A 13,280-nucleotide genomic window follows, 5' to 3' on the forward strand; every position below is an offset into this window, starting at 1 on the left:
CTCCGGTCGCAGGCGCCGGCGCGAGCACCGTCGGCGTCGGCGGGGTGGTCGGGGCGAGGACCGTACGCGCCGAGTCCCACCCGGGCCCGGCGGCCCCGGGCCCCTCGGCCGGCACCTGCGGCAGCTCGGCGTGCCGGGTGATCTGGCTGGTCAGCGGGTGCGGCAGCCAGTCGTCGCCGAACCTGAGCTGCCCGCCCACGGCCGGGTGGCTCCGGGCGGCGGCGATCACCTCGGCGGTGGTCGGACGGTCCTCGGGCCGCTTGGCCAGGCACCGCAGCAGCAGCGCGCGCAGGCTCTCCGGGACCCGGCCGAGGTCGGGCTCCTCGTGGACGGTCCGGTAGAGCGCCGCCGGGTCCGGGCCGTCCCCGAACGGCGGAGCGCCGCCGGCGACGTGGACGGCCAGGGCGCCCAGCGCGTACACGTCGGTGGCCGGGGTCGCGGCCCGGCCCACGGCCTGCTCGGGCGCCATGTAGGCGGGTGAGCCGATCCGCAGGCCGGTGCCGGTCAGCGCGCTGGCGTCGGCCGCGCGGGCGATGCCGAAGTCGATCACCCGGGGGCCGTCGGAGGCGATCAGCACGTTGCCGGGTTTGAGGTCCCGGTGGACCACCCCGGTGGCGTGGATCGCCTGGAGCGCCTCGGCGATGCCGGCCATCAGCAGCAGGACGGTCCGTTCCGGGAGCGGGCCATGGCGCTGCACCACCTCCTGGAGCGAGGGGCCCGGCACGTAGGTGGTGGCCAGCCAGGGGGTGGCGGCGTCCACGCCCGCGTCGACCACCTGGGCCGTGTACAGCCCGTGGATGCGTCGGGCGCTGGCCACCTCCTGGGCGAACCGGGCCCGGAACTCCGGGTCCCCGGCCAGTTCGGGCCGCACCACCTTGAGCGCCACCGGCCGGCCGCCGGGGGTGTACGAGAGGTAGACCCGGCCCATGCCGCCGGCGCCGAGCCGGGCGGCCAGCAGGTGGCCGCCGACCTCGCGCGGGTCGTCGTCGGCCAGCTCCTGGAAGACCGGCTGGAGGGCGAAGGGGGACCGGTCAGCGGACATGCGGGCTGCCTCTCTCGGCGGTCAGGGGGCGGCACGGGGGCCGGACAGGCCGGACGGGCCGGAAACGGGCGTACGGCACACGCGGCACACGCGGCACACGCGGCACGCACGGCACGCACGGCGCCGCAGAGTTTAGAGGTTTTATCAGGATCGGCCGAATCGGCCCCGGCAGGGCTGCCCGACGCGGGGCCCGACGGGAGCGGTCCGCCCGCGACGGCCCGGCTAGTCGCGCGCCAGCTCCGCCTCGACGGCCCCGCACAGCAGCCGGCGGGCGTGGTCGAGCGGCAGCGAGCCGCTCAGCCAGCGCACGCTCAGGCCCTCGACGAGGGCGGTGAGCCGTTCGGCGGCGGCCGCGTGCGCCGGGGCGGTCCCGCACGGATCGGCCCGGGCGAGCAGTTCGGCGATGTCGTGCACCCAGGTGTGGGTGGTCCGCGCCAGGTCCTCGCGCAGGTGCGGTTCGAAGACCGCGGTGGCTCTCAACTCGCCCCAGGCGGTGCTGTTCTCCCGGACGTCCGGGCTGTCCTGGAGTTCCCGGAGCAGCACGCGTTCGAGGTCGGCCCGGGGGCTCTCGGCGCGGGCCGGGGCGGGCTCCTCGTCGGCGGTGTAGTGGTCCGCGCGGTCGCTGATGTGCGCCAGCGTCTCCCGGAGGATCCCGGCCCGGTCGGTGAAGTGGTAGTAGATCAGCGAGGTGGACACCCCGGCCTCGGCGGCGAGTTCGCCCACGCGCAGTCCGCGTACGCCGCGCCGGGCGATCACCCGGGTCGCGGCCTTGAGTATTTCCGTCCGACGGTCCGACATGGGTGCCCACTCTACCGGGCTTCCCGGCTGGTCAGACCGGTTCCTGATGATCGTTTCAGGGGTTTCCATCAGCTTTGCCTCCAAGTCTTGACTGAATTTTCAGTACGGTAGAGGATGCGGGGCAACCCCCACGCCTCCCGCATCAGCCAGGGAGCGCCCCGTAGACCCCCACCCCCTCCCGGACACCACCGACGGCCACGTCGCTGCCCGGCGCGCCGCGCCGCGCCCGGAGGGGCCCGAACAGAAGAGGTTTCCCGTGACGTACCGAATGCCCGCGGAGTGGACCGAGCACGAGGGCTGCCTGATGGCCTGGCCCGTCCGCCCGGACCTGTGGGGCGACACCCTCGACGAGGTGAAGGGCGAGTACGCGGCCGTCGCCCGCGCCATCGCGCAGTTCGAACCGGTCACCATGGTGGCGCCGCCCGGCCACGGCGAGGAGGCCCGGGCCCGGTGCGGCGAGGGCATCGCCGTGGTCGAGCTGCCGACGGACGACTCCTGGTTCCGCGACTCCGCGCCGATCTTCGTCCTCGACGGGGACGGCCGCCGGGCCGGCGTGGACTTCCGCTTCAACGCCTGGGGCCGCAAGCACAGCCCCTGGGACGCCGACGACCGGATCAGCGGCCTGCTGCTGGAGCACCTCGGCACCCCGGCGATCCGCTCCGAGATGATCCTCGAAGGCGGTGCGATCACCGTCGACGGCGAGGGCACGCTGATCACCACCGAGCAGTGCCTGCTGCACCCCAACCGCAACCCGGAGATGACCCGGCAGGAGATCGAGGCCGAACTGAAGGCGCGCCTCGGCGTCACCAAGGTGGTCTGGCTGCCGTACGGCGGGGCGCTGGACACCGAGACCGACGGGCACGTGGACGGCGTCTGCGCGTTCGTCGCCCCCGGCAAGGTCGTGGTGCAGCTCCCGGCCGACCCCGCGCACCCGGACCACGCCCGGATGCGGGCCAACCGCGCCGTGCTGGAGCACTCCACGGACGCCCAGGGCCGGCCCTTCGAGATCGTCGACCTGCCGCAGGCCGCCTTCGTCGAGGTCGACGACCGCGAGGTCGAGGTCGGCTACCTGAACTTCTACCTCGCCAACGGCGGCGTCGTCGTGCCGGTCGCCGACCACCCCGAGGACGCGGGCGCCCTGGCCGTGCTCGCCGCCGCCTACCCGGACCGGAAGGTCGTCGGCGTGCGCGCCCGGGTGATCGCCTACGGCGGCGGCGGCGTCCACTGCATCACCCAGCAGATCCCGGCCGCCCACGCCTGACCCCTCGCCAGCGAACGGAGACCCCACCCTCATGACTCCCACCGCGCCCGCGAGGGGCGCCGGAGCCCGCGGCCGGCTCGTCCTCGCCACCGCCCTGCTCTCGGCGGCGGCCCTGGTCGCCGCCTGCTCCGGCCCGCCCCGCGGCGGCGCCGACCAGGCGGCGTTCCGGCTCTCCGCCGACACCCCGCCCGCCAAGGGCGAGCTCGACTCGTTCACCTGGGCCACCTACGCCGAGCCGCCCACCCTGGACTACCTCCAGGCCTTCGACTACCCGCAGAACACGGTGCTCTCCAACGTCTGCGAGAGCCTGATGCGCTGGACCCCCCAGCTCACCCTGGCCCCCGGCCTGGCCGAGAAGGCCTCCAACCCCGACCCGGCGACCTGGGTCTACGACCTGCGCTCCGGCGTCCACTTCCACGACGGCACGGTGATGACCGCCGACGACGTCGTCTACAGCCTCGGCCGGCAGATGAACCCGGACAACGCGGCGGCCTGGGCGCAGGTGTTCCAGAACGTCGAGTCCGTCACCAGGACCGGCCCGCTCCAGGTCACCGTCAAGCTCAAGCAGCCCGACTCCCAGTTCCCGCAGTACATGGCGACCGCCGCCGGCGTCGTCGCCGCCAAGGCCGGGGTGGAGGCCGCGGGCAAGGACTACGGCACCAGCGGCGGCCTCGACTGCACCGGCCCCTTCATGCTGGGCACCTGGGCCAAGGGCCAGTCGATCGAGCTCCAGCGCTTCGACGGCTACTGGGGCGCCAAGGCCAAGTCGAAGAAGGTCGTGTTCAGCTTCCTCACCGACGCGTCCGCCCGCACCAACGCGATGCTCACCGGCGACGTCGACGGCGGCTACCTGATCCCCACCGAGAGCTACGACCGGCTGAAGCGCGAGGGCCCGGGCACGCTCTACTTCGGCGAGGGCCTGAGCACCGTCAACCTCAACGTCACCAGCATGAACGGCCCGCTCGGCGACCTGCGGGTCCGCCAGGCGCTGTCGCTGGCCCTGGACCGCTCCGGCTTCGTCCGGACCGGCCTGGCCGGCGCCGGCACCGTCACCGGCTCCCTCACCACCAGGGCCGCCTGGGCCGGCGCCCCCGAGGACGTCCGGAAGGCGGCCTTCGACCACCTCACCCCCACCGCCCCGGACATCGACCGGGCCAAGGCCCTGGTCAAGGAGGCCGGCGCCGAGGGCAGGACGCTCACCGTCGCCACCAGCACCATCGGCCAGGACGTCTCGCTGCTCGCCACCGCCGTCCAGGCCGCCGGAGCGAAGATCGGCCTGAACGTCCAGCTGAAGACGATCGCCCCGAACGCCTTCACCGCGCTGTTCACCGACGCCAAGGCGCGCGAGGGCATCGACCTGTTCCCGGAGACGTACTACGACTCCGTCACCGACCCGCTCGACCTGCTCGCCAACTTCCGGACCGGCGCCTACCAGAACTACGCCGGCTTCAGCGACAAGGCCTACGACGACCTCGTCGACCAGGCCACCGCCGAGTACGACCCGGCCAGGCGCGGCGCGATCGAGGCCAGGCTCCAGCAGACCGCCTCCGAGCAGCTGCTGTGGATCCCGGTCGCCGAGTGGCCCACCTCCGTCTTCCTCAACAAGCGCGTCACCGGCGCCCCCACCACCATCTCGTACATGTACTACCCGTGGGCCGCCGACGTGGGGGCCGCCCGGTGAACTTCCTGAGATTCGCCGCCCGGCGGCTGGCCGAGATGGCCGCCACCCTGCTCGGCGCGTCCTTCGTGGTCTTCGGCGCGATGTACCTGGCACCGGGCAACCCGGCGAGCTTCCTGCTGTCCGGCCGGTCGGCCTCCCCGGCCGCCCTGCAGGCGATCAACGAGCAGTACCACCTCGACGACCCGTTCCTGGTGCGGTACTTCCGCTGGCTCGGCCAGGTGCTGCAGGGCGACTTCGGACGCTCCATCACCTACCGCACCGACGTGTCCCGGCTGCTCGCCGACCGGCTGCCCGCGACCCTGACCCTGGTGGTCATGGCCCTGCTCGTGGTCGCCGTCCTCGGCCTGGCCCTCGGCTGGATCGGCGCGGTGCGCGGCGGCGCGACCGACTCGGCGGTCCTGCTCTCCACCACGCTCGCGGTCGGCACCCCCTCCTTCGTCGCGGCCGTCCTGCTGCAGGGCCTGTTCGCGGTCAAGCTGGGCTGGTTCCCGACCAGCGGCACCGGCGACGGCTTCGGCGACCTGCTGTGGCACCTCACCCTGCCGGCGGTCGCCCTCGCGCTGTACCTGATCGGGATGCTCGCCCGGGTCACCCGCTCGGCGATGCTGGACGCCCTGGAGGGCGAGCACGTCGCCGTCGCCCGCAGCCGCGGCGTGCCCGAGCGCGAGGTGATCCGCCGCCACGTGTTCCGCAACTCGCTGGGCACCGTGCTGACCACCGGCGGCCTGATCGTCTCCACCCTGCTGGTCTGCACGATCCTGGTGGAGTCCGCGTTCAGCATCGGCGGCATCGGCCAGCTCCTCGAACTGTCCACCACCACCAAGGACTTCCCCACCGTCCAGGCCATCTCGCTGCTGATCGTCGCCCTGTTCATGACCGTGAACCTGGTCGTCGACCTGCTCCACCCGCTGGTCGACCCCCGGGTCGCCCTCGGTTCGAGGAGGGCCGACGCATGAGTGTCGCCCTCACCCGCCGGCCCGGCCTCGGCCGCCTCAGGGCCGCCCGCGCCCCGCTCCACCTGGCCTGCCTCGGCCTCGTCGCCCTGGTCGTGCTCGCCGCCCTGCTCGCCCCCTGGATCGCGCCGGACGACCCGAACGCCGTCGACCTCGGCAACGCCCTCGCCGGCCCCTCGCCCGACCACCTGCTCGGCGTCGACGCCGCCGGCCGCGACACCCTCTCCCGGCTCCTGCTCGGGGCCCGCACCTCTCTGCTCGGCCCGCTCGGCGTGGTCGCCTTCTCCACCGTCGCCGGCGTCCTGGTCGGCCTGGTCGCCGGCTGGCGGGGCGGCTGGCTCGACTCCGTCCTCTCCCGCGGCACCGAACTGGTCTTCGCCTTCCCGGGCATGCTGCTCGCCATCCTGATCGTCTCGGTGTACGGGGAGGGCCTCCTCGCCCCCGTCGTCGCCCTCGCGATCGCCTACCTGCCGTACGTCTCGCGGCTGACCCGCTCCCTGGTGCTGGCCGAACGCGAACGGCCCTACGTCGCCGCGTACCAGGTCCAGGGCCACTCCGCCGCGCAGATCTGCCTGCGGCACGTCCTGCCCAACATCGCCCCGATCGTCCTGGCGCAGTCCACCATCAACTTCGGCTACGCCCTCATGGACCTCGCCGGCCTCTCCTTCCTCGGCCTCGGCGTCCCCGCGCTCACCCCCGACTGGGGGCGGATGGTCTTCGACGGCCAGACGGCGATCCAGCACGGCTACCCGCTCTCCGCGATCCTGCCGTGCGTCCTCCTCGTGCTCACCGTCGTCGCGTTCAACGTCGTCGGCGAGCGCTGGGCCGACCGTGTCGCCCGGAGGACCCGATGAGCCGGAGAACGATGAGCCGGAGAACGACGAACCGGGGGACCCGACGAACCGGCGCAGCCCCGAACCGGAGGACCGCGTGAACGCCCTCGACATCCGGGGCCTGCGGCTCCGCCTGCCCGGCACCGCCCGGCCCGTCCTCGACGGGGTCGACCTCGCCGTGGGCCCCGGGGAGACCGTGGCCCTGGTCGGCGAGTCCGGCTCCGGCAAGAGCCTCACCTCCCGCAGCGCCCTCGGCCTGCTGCCGCCCGGCGCCACCGCCGAGGGCAGCGTCCTGGTCGACGGCGAGGACGTCCTGACGATGGGCCCCGACCGGCTGCGCGCCCTGCGTACCGGCCGGGCCGCCATGGTCTTCCAGGACCCCAGGGCCGCCATCAACCCGCTGCGCCGCGTCGGCGACTTCCTCACCGAGGGCGTCCGCCTCGGCGGCCGGACGAGCCGGGAGGACGCCGAGCGGCGCGCGGTCGAACTGCTCGACGCCGTGGGCCTCGGCCCGGAACTGCTGCGCCGCTACCCCGGCCAGCTGTCCGGCGGCATGCTCCAACGCGTCATGATCGCCGCCGCGCTGATGGGCGACCCGGTCCTGCTGCTCGCCGACGAGCCCACCACCGCGCTCGACGTCACCAGCCAGGCCGAGGTGGTCGCGCTCCTCGACCGGCTGCGCCAACGCTTCGGCACCGGCCTGCTGTTCGTCACCCACGACCTCGGTCTCGCCGCCGCCATCAGCGACCGGGTGCACGTCATGTACGCCGGGCGGATCGTCGAGAGCGGCCCCGCCGAGGCGCTCTTCGCCCGGCCCCGCCACCCCTACACCGCCGCGCTGCTGGCCGCCACCCCGGGGCTGGACTCCGGGAGCGGCCGACTCGCCGCCATCGACGGCCAACCACCGGACCTGCGCGAGGAGTTGACGGGCTGCGCGTTCGCCCCCCGGTGCCCCCGCGCGACCGTCCTGTGCCGCGAGGAGACCCCGGCGCCGGGCCCGGTCGCCTGCCACCACCCGCTCGAAGGGAGCCGCGCCGATGCCTGAGGCCGTACTGGAGGTCACCGGACTGTGCCGGACCTTCGGCACCGTACGGGCGGTGGACGACGTCTCCTTCACCCTCCCGGCCGGCGGATCGCTCGGCATCGTGGGCGAGTCCGGCTCCGGCAAGACGACCACCGCCCGGATCGTCGTCGGCCTCGAACAGGCCGACGAGGGGCGGGTCGCCGTCCGGGGCCGGGCCCGCGCCGGCCGGGTGCGGGGGAGGGCCGGGCGGCTGGCCCGCGCCCGTGAGGTCCAGATGGTCTTCCAGGACCCGTACCTCTCCCTGGACCCGCGCACCAGTGTCGAGGCCGTGCTCCGCGAGACCCTGCGGCTGCACTTCCCCGGCACCGACCACGCGGCCCGGATCCGCGAACTCCTCGACCAGGTCGGCCTCGGCAGCCGGGCGGCCGACGCGCTGCCCCGGCAGCTCTCCGGCGGCCAGCGCCAACGCGTCGCCATCGCACGGGCGTTGGCCGTCCAACCGGCCGTCCTGGTGCTGGACGAGGCGGTCGCCGCGCTGGACGTCTCCGTGCAGGCGCAGGTCCTCAACCTGCTCGCCGACATCCGCGAACGGACCGGCATCGGCTACCTGTTCATCACCCACGACCTCGGCGTCGTCCGCTGCGTCACCGACGAGGTCGTCGTGATGCGCCACGGACGGATCGTCGAATCCGGCCCCACCGCCCACGTCCTGGACTCCCCGCAGCACGCCTATACCCGGCTGCTGCTGGAGTCCGTCCCCCGGCCCGGCTGGGATCCCGACCGGATCGCCGCCGCGCGCCGCGCCTTGTGAGACGGCTCCGGCCCGGCAGGTGGTGGGACCTGTCGGGCCGGAGCGACCGAGCAACACCGGCGGGCGACGCCGGGCGGCAGCGACCCTGCCGGCCCGGCGCCACCGCCGCAGGAAGGACGACCGTGCAGGTCACCACCGACGACACCAGCGCGACCGACCGGGCCGCGCACCGATCCCCCCGCCGCCGTTGGCGGTTCGCCGCCGTCCTGGCGGTGGTCGTCACCCTCTGCGGGTCGGGCATCGGGCTGTACCTCAACGAGCGCGACACCCGTGAACAGACCAGGGAGCTGGCGGTCCCCGCGACGCCCGACTGGATCGAACTGGACGTCACCGCCCAGGACGTGGACCCGACCGCCCAGCAGCTGACCCTCTACGTCACCCCCGTCCCGCACGGCAGGTTCGCCGCCGGGCCGGACTCCCAGACCTTCGCCCGCCCCGTCGAGATCACCGTCACCGGCACCCCCAAGGTGACCATCCGGGCGGCCGAGGGGGAGGCCGCGGCGTCCCAGCTCGTCCAGGTGGGGACGTACGACGGCACCAAGACGGACTACCCGTTCGACCGCTACCGCGCCGAGGCCGGCTTCACCGCCACCAGCGGGGGCGCGGCCGTGCCCGTCGGCCTGGTCCTCACCGACACCGACCCGTTCTTCGTACTGCGCCCGCAGGCCACCACCGCGAGCTCCGGTGCGGTGACCCTGGACGCGCGGATCACCCGGTCCCGCAGCACCTTCATCCTCTCCTGGTTCATGATCGCGGCCATGTGGGCCATCGCCCTGGCCGTCCTCGGCGCCGCCGAGGTGCTGTACCGCAAGCGCGAGGGGCTGGTCTGGCCCTCCCTGGGCTGGATGGCGGCGAGCCTGTTCGCCCTGATCGGCATGCGCAACGCGGCCCCCGGGGCGCCGCCGATCGGATCCCTGATCGACTACGTGGCGTTCTTCTGGGCCGAGGGCCTCATCGCCGCCAGCCTGGCCTGCACCGCCTGGTCCGGCATCCGCACCGAGCACCGGCTGCGCCGCGAGCGGGAGGCGGTGACCGAGGCGGCGTGAGCCGAGGGGCGGTGAGCGGGGGTGTGAGCGGATTCCCCCGAACGGCGGGTGCGTGCCGCGCCGGAATCTGACCTTCCGGTCAGTAGCCTGCGGAGCCGAACCCGACCCCAACCGGAACGAGGCCCCATGGCTCACCCCCGGCCGTCCCGCCGTTCACTCCTGCAGTCCGGGGCCGCGCTCGCCGCGCTGGCCCTGACCGGTGGCTGCTCCTCCGACAGTGGATCGGGGGAGCGGTCCGGTCAGAGCGGTCCGGCCTCGGGGGCGGCCGGGTCGGGGAGCCCGGCGGCCGGCGGGTGGACCATGCCGGCCGAGTCCGGCCCGCACACCCGCACCTTCATGGCCTGGCCGGCACTGGAGGAGGTGTGGGGCGACCAACTGCCCGACGTCCGACAGGACATCGCCGGGCTGGCCCAGGCCATCGCCGGCTTCGAGCCGGTCGTCCTGCTGGCCCGCCCCGACCAGGCAGACCAGGCCCGGCAGGCCTGCGGCTCCTCGGTCGAGGTGCTGGAACTGAAGGTCGACGACCTGTGGGCCCGGGACACCGGGCCGACCTTCGTCACGGGCCCGAAGGGGCTCGCCGGGGTCGACCTCAACTTCAACGGCTGGGGCGGCAAGCAGACCCATGCCAACGACGCCCTGGTCGCCCGCTACCTCCTGGACCACTACGGCATCACCCGCGTCCAGGCGCCGGTCACCGGGGAGGGCGGCGGCATCGAGGTGGACGGCGAGGGCACCCTGATGGCCACCGAGAGCTCCTGGGTCAACGACAACCGCAACCCCGGCAAGTCCCGCGACGAGATCGAGGCGAGCCTCAAGGGCCTGCTCGGCGTCGAGAAGGTGATCTGGTTCAAGGGCGTCGCCGGGCAGGACATCACCGACTGCCACGTCGACGCCCTCGCCCGCTTCGCCGAGCCGGGCACCGTGGTGCTGCACCGGCCCGCCGCCGACACCCCGCCGGACGTCTGGACCACCGCCTCCGCGCAGGCCGTCCAGGTGCTCCAGTCCGAGGCCGACGCCAAGGGCCGCACGCTCACCGTGGTCGACCTGCCCGAGCCCGACGTCACCCTGATCCAGGGTGCGGGCAAGGACTTCCTCGCCACCTACATCAACTACTACGTCTGCAACGGCGGCGTCCTCGTCCCGCGCTTCGGCGACCAGGCCACCGACGACCGGGCGGCCGGCATCATCGGCGACCTCCACCCGGGGCGCAAGGTCACCCAGGTCGGCATCAACCACATCGCCGCCGGCGGCGGGGGCATCCACTGCGCCACCCAGCAGCAGCCCGTCGCACCCGGGTCCACCGGGTGACGCGGGGTCAGATAGTGGGACCGTCAGGCGCCGGACGGCCGGGCGGCGGCGGAGGAGAGCGAGTCCAGCAGCGTCCGCAGCACCCGCTCGGCGTCCACCGTCCCGTCCAGCGACCCGATGGCGGCGAGCCCGTCCACGGCGGCGGCGAAGGCCTCGCCGAGCGGCACCGGGTCGGCGCCGTCGCCGCGCTCGTCCAGCAGGCAGCGGAACAGGCCGACGAAGGAGGACCGCCAGCGCGCGTACTCGGCCTCCAGGCTGGCGCGGACGCGTTCGTCGTTGAGGGCGAGCCAGTGCAGGGCCGCGTGCAGGCGGGCGAGGTCGGGGCTCTCGGGCCGGGTGAGCAGTGCCAGGACCCGCTCGGAGCGTTCGGCGTAGCCGCCGGGGCCGGCGACCGCCTCCTCCAGCGGCGTGATCCACTCGGGCCGGATGTCCTCGACCACCGCGACGATCAGGTCGGTGCGGTCCGCGAAGTGGTAGTGGCACATCCCGTGCGAGACCCCGCACAGCGCGGCCACGTTGCGGGTGGTGAACCGCCCGGCGCCGTCGCCGGCGAGCAGGGTGCGGGCCGCGGCGATCAGCCGGGCCCGGGTCTGCTCGCCCTTGGCGGAAGCGCGCGTCCGGCCGGTGCCGCCGGGGCCGGGGGCCGTACGCGGGGCTGCGCCCGTCGCCTGTGTCGCCATGGCCGCCACTGTAACGACTGCGGGGGAGCGGCAGGGGCGCATCGGCACCGATCTCTGCGCAAAGTATTGACCGAGCGCTTGGTCAGTTTTACCTTTTCGGTCAACTGCCGGACAGGCAGCGCACTTTGACAGGGAGGTAGTGATGGAGGGCAGCTTCAGATCCCATCCGGCGATCGACGGAGGGCTCGGCCGACGCCGGTTCCTGACGGCCGCCGGGCTCGCCGTCGCGGGCACCGCGCTGACCGCGGCGAGCGGTGGGCAGGCCCGGGCCGCGCAACCCCGCACCACCACCGCGGGCCCGGCCGTCGCCGCCGGCCTCCGGGTGCCGCTGGACACCGTCCGGCACACCCGCACCTGGATGGCCTGGCCGGACAGCAGCACCATCTGGCGGAACAAGCTCGGCGGTGTCCAGTCGAACATCGCCCTGATCGCGAAGACCATCGCGAAGTACGAGCCGGTGACCATGTGCGCCAACCCGGCGAGCGTCGCCAAGGCGCGCTCGATGTGCGGTTCGGCCGTCACCGTCATCGGGGACATCCCGGTCGACGACTGCTGGATGCGCGACACCGGTCCGGTCTTCCGCACCGACGGCGCCGGCGGCCTCGACACGATCGGCCTCAACTTCAACGGCTGGGGCAACCACCAGAACCCGCACGGCAGCGACGCCCTGGTCGCCGGGCGCGTCGCCGCCTACCTCGGCCTGCCGTTCACCGCCGCCGGGCTGGTCGCCGAGGGCGGCGCCATCGAGACCGACGCGGCCGGCACGCTGATGGCCACCCGCAGCAGCATCCTCAACGCCAACCGCAACCCCGGCATGTCCCAGGCCGCGGTCGAGAGCGCGATGTGCGCCGCGTACGGCGCCAGCACCGTGATCTGGTTCAACGGTGTGGCCGGCCAGGACATCACCGACGACCACGTGGACGCCACCTCCCGCTTCCTCGACGCGGGGACGGCCGTGGTCCAGATGCCGCTGGCGAGCGACACCGACGCCTGGTCGAACGACGCACGGCAGCAGTACCGGATCCTGACCACCACCACCGGTGCCCAGGGCACCCCGTTCGCGGTCAGCCGGATCCAGGGGCCCGACTACAACCTGATCCGCTCGACCGACCCCAACTTCGTCGGCTCCTACGCCAACTACTACCTGTGCAACAACGCGGTGATCGCGGCGCAGTTCGGCGACACCAAGGCCGACAGCGCCGCCAGGGCGGCCCTCGCCCGGCTGTTCCCCGGCCGCACCGTCGAGCAGCTCAACATCGACTCCCTCGGGGCGGGCGGCGGCGGGATCCACTGCGTCACCCAGCAGCAGCCCGCGGTGTGAACCCGCCGGGGCCGGGTCCGGCCCGCCGACCGGACCCGGCCCCGAACGGAGGCCGGCCCGGGGTCGCCCCCGGCCCGGCCGGTCCGGTCAGCCCAGGGCGGGGATGTCGTGGGTGGCGCAGTGGATGCCGCCACCGCCGGCCGCGATCGCGTCGATCTTGACCGGCACGATCTCGCGGCCCGGGAAGTACTGCTTCATGAGCTGCTGGGCCCGGTCGTCGGCCCTGGCGTCGCCGAACTTCGGCAGGTAGACGCCCTTGGTGCCGATGTAGAAGTTCATGTACGAGGAGACGAAGGCGTCGCCGCGCCCGGTGATCTTGTCGGGGTCGGGCTGCTGGAGCTCCACCACCTGGAGCTTCCGGCCGGTCGCGTCGGTGGCGTCCTTCAGGACGGACCGGGCCTGGTCGGCCGAGCGGGACCAGACGTCCGCCGGGGTGCCGGGGAAGGCCTGGTCGAGCAGGACCACGCCGGGGGCGACGAAGCGGGTCAGGCAGTCGACGTGGGCGTCGGTGATGTCCTTGCC

The 13,280-nt window shown here is 73.8% G+C and carries 13 protein-coding genes; 9 read left to right on the plus strand and 4 right to left on the minus strand.

Annotation, left to right across the window (positions count from 1 at the left end; all coding sequences use genetic code 11):
* Window positions 1-1,042: serine/threonine-protein kinase (locus AE652_RS09790; RefSeq protein ID WP_049650841.1), on the minus strand; the 1,042-nt coding region annotated here is incomplete at its 3' end.
* A 222-nt stretch (window positions 1,043-1,264) separates the two neighbouring features.
* The gene (locus AE652_RS09795; protein WP_049650842.1) at window positions 1,265-1,840 is read right to left on the minus strand and encodes a TetR/AcrR family transcriptional regulator; all 576 of its coding nucleotides are present in this window, start codon (window positions 1,838-1,840) and stop codon (window positions 1,265-1,267) included.
* 256 nt (window positions 1,841-2,096) lie between these two features.
* Between AE652_RS09795 and AE652_RS09800 the strand changes: the two genes are divergently transcribed.
* The 8 genes from AE652_RS09800 (at window position 2,097) to AE652_RS09835 (ending at window position 10,757) form a co-directional block, all read left to right on the plus strand.
* The gene (locus AE652_RS09800; protein ID WP_234348320.1) at window positions 2,097-3,101 is read left to right on the plus strand and encodes an agmatine/peptidylarginine deiminase; all 1,005 of its coding nucleotides are present in this window, start codon (window positions 2,097-2,099) and stop codon (window positions 3,099-3,101) included.
* Window positions 3,102-3,132: 31 nt separating this feature from the next.
* Window positions 3,133-4,782, plus strand: a complete 1,650-nt coding sequence (locus tag AE652_RS09805) for an ABC transporter substrate-binding protein (protein ID WP_049650843.1) — start codon at window positions 3,133-3,135, stop codon at window positions 4,780-4,782.
* Window positions 4,779-5,738 (plus strand): ABC transporter permease, encoded by a 960-nt coding sequence (locus AE652_RS09810; protein ID WP_079272556.1) that lies wholly within the window; start codon window positions 4,779-4,781, stop codon window positions 5,736-5,738. Before AE652_RS09805 ends, AE652_RS09810 begins: the two co-directional genes overlap by 4 nt.
* The gene (locus AE652_RS09815) at window positions 5,735-6,589 is read left to right on the plus strand and encodes an ABC transporter permease (protein WP_049650844.1); all 855 of its coding nucleotides are present in this window, start codon (window positions 5,735-5,737) and stop codon (window positions 6,587-6,589) included. Before AE652_RS09810 ends, AE652_RS09815 begins: the two co-directional genes overlap by 4 nt.
* A gap of 76 nt (window positions 6,590-6,665) precedes the next feature.
* On the plus strand, window positions 6,666-7,613 hold the full coding sequence (locus AE652_RS09820; protein ID WP_049650853.1) for an ABC transporter ATP-binding protein: 948 nt from the start codon (window positions 6,666-6,668) through the stop codon (window positions 7,611-7,613).
* The gene (locus AE652_RS09825; protein WP_049650845.1) at window positions 7,606-8,403 is read left to right on the plus strand and encodes an ABC transporter ATP-binding protein; all 798 of its coding nucleotides are present in this window, start codon (window positions 7,606-7,608) and stop codon (window positions 8,401-8,403) included. The genes AE652_RS09820 and AE652_RS09825 overlap by 8 nt, the downstream gene beginning before the upstream one ends.
* 122 nt (window positions 8,404-8,525) lie before the next feature.
* Window positions 8,526-9,449 carry a DUF4436 family protein gene (locus tag AE652_RS09830; RefSeq protein ID WP_049650846.1) on the plus strand — a complete coding sequence of 308 codons (924 nt, stop codon included), beginning with the start codon at window positions 8,526-8,528 and terminating at the stop codon, window positions 9,447-9,449.
* A 300-nt stretch (window positions 9,450-9,749) separates the two neighbouring features.
* Window positions 9,750-10,757, plus strand: coding sequence for an agmatine deiminase family protein (locus AE652_RS09835; RefSeq protein WP_369808282.1), 1,008 nt, complete (start codon window positions 9,750-9,752; stop codon window positions 10,755-10,757).
* Window positions 10,758-10,780: 23 nt separating this feature from the next.
* Here AE652_RS09835 and AE652_RS09840 read toward each other — a convergent pair whose 3' ends face one another.
* Entirely contained in the window at window positions 10,781-11,437 is a 657-nt protein-coding gene (locus AE652_RS09840) for a TetR/AcrR family transcriptional regulator (RefSeq protein ID WP_159028415.1), read from the minus strand.
* Window positions 11,438-11,579: 142 nt separating this feature from the next.
* Here AE652_RS09840 and AE652_RS09845 point away from each other — a divergent pair, with 142 nt between their 5' ends.
* Window positions 11,580-12,758: an agmatine/peptidylarginine deiminase gene (locus AE652_RS09845; RefSeq protein ID WP_049650849.1), complete on the plus strand. Its 1,179-nt coding sequence runs from the start codon at window positions 11,580-11,582 to the stop codon at window positions 12,756-12,758.
* A gap of 87 nt (window positions 12,759-12,845) precedes the next feature.
* On the opposite strand, the gene AE652_RS09850 is transcribed toward AE652_RS09845, so the two are convergent.
* Window positions 12,846-13,280 (minus strand): agmatine deiminase family protein (locus tag AE652_RS09850; RefSeq protein ID WP_049650850.1); only part of this gene is annotated, 435 nt, incomplete at its 5' end.

The sequence above is a fragment of the Kitasatospora sp. MY 5-36 genome (genome assembly GCF_001182915.1).
Taxonomy (GTDB): Bacteria; Actinomycetota; Actinomycetes; order Streptomycetales; family Streptomycetaceae; genus Kitasatospora.

Excerpts from the sequence above, each read along its gene's own strand:
- AE652_RS09795 (WP_049650842.1), bottom strand. The coding sequence starts at position 1,840 with ATGTCGGACCGTCGGACGGAAATACTCAAGGCCGCGACCCGGGTGATC.
- AE652_RS09825 (WP_049650845.1), top strand. The coding sequence starts at position 7,606 with ATGCCTGAGGCCGTACTGGAGGTCACCGGACTGTGCCGGACCTTCGGC.
- AE652_RS09815 (WP_049650844.1), top strand. The coding sequence starts at position 5,735 with ATGAGTGTCGCCCTCACCCGCCGGCCCGGCCTCGGCCGCCTCAGGGCC.
- AE652_RS09845 (WP_049650849.1), top strand. The coding sequence starts at position 11,580 with ATGGAGGGCAGCTTCAGATCCCATCCGGCGATCGACGGAGGGCTCGGC.
- AE652_RS09805 (WP_049650843.1), top strand. The coding sequence starts at position 3,133 with ATGACTCCCACCGCGCCCGCGAGGGGCGCCGGAGCCCGCGGCCGGCTC.
- AE652_RS09840 (WP_159028415.1), bottom strand. The coding sequence starts at position 11,437 with ATGGCGACACAGGCGACGGGCGCAGCCCCGCGTACGGCCCCCGGCCCC.
- AE652_RS09835 (WP_369808282.1), top strand. The coding sequence starts at position 9,750 with ATGCCGGCCGAGTCCGGCCCGCACACCCGCACCTTCATGGCCTGGCCG.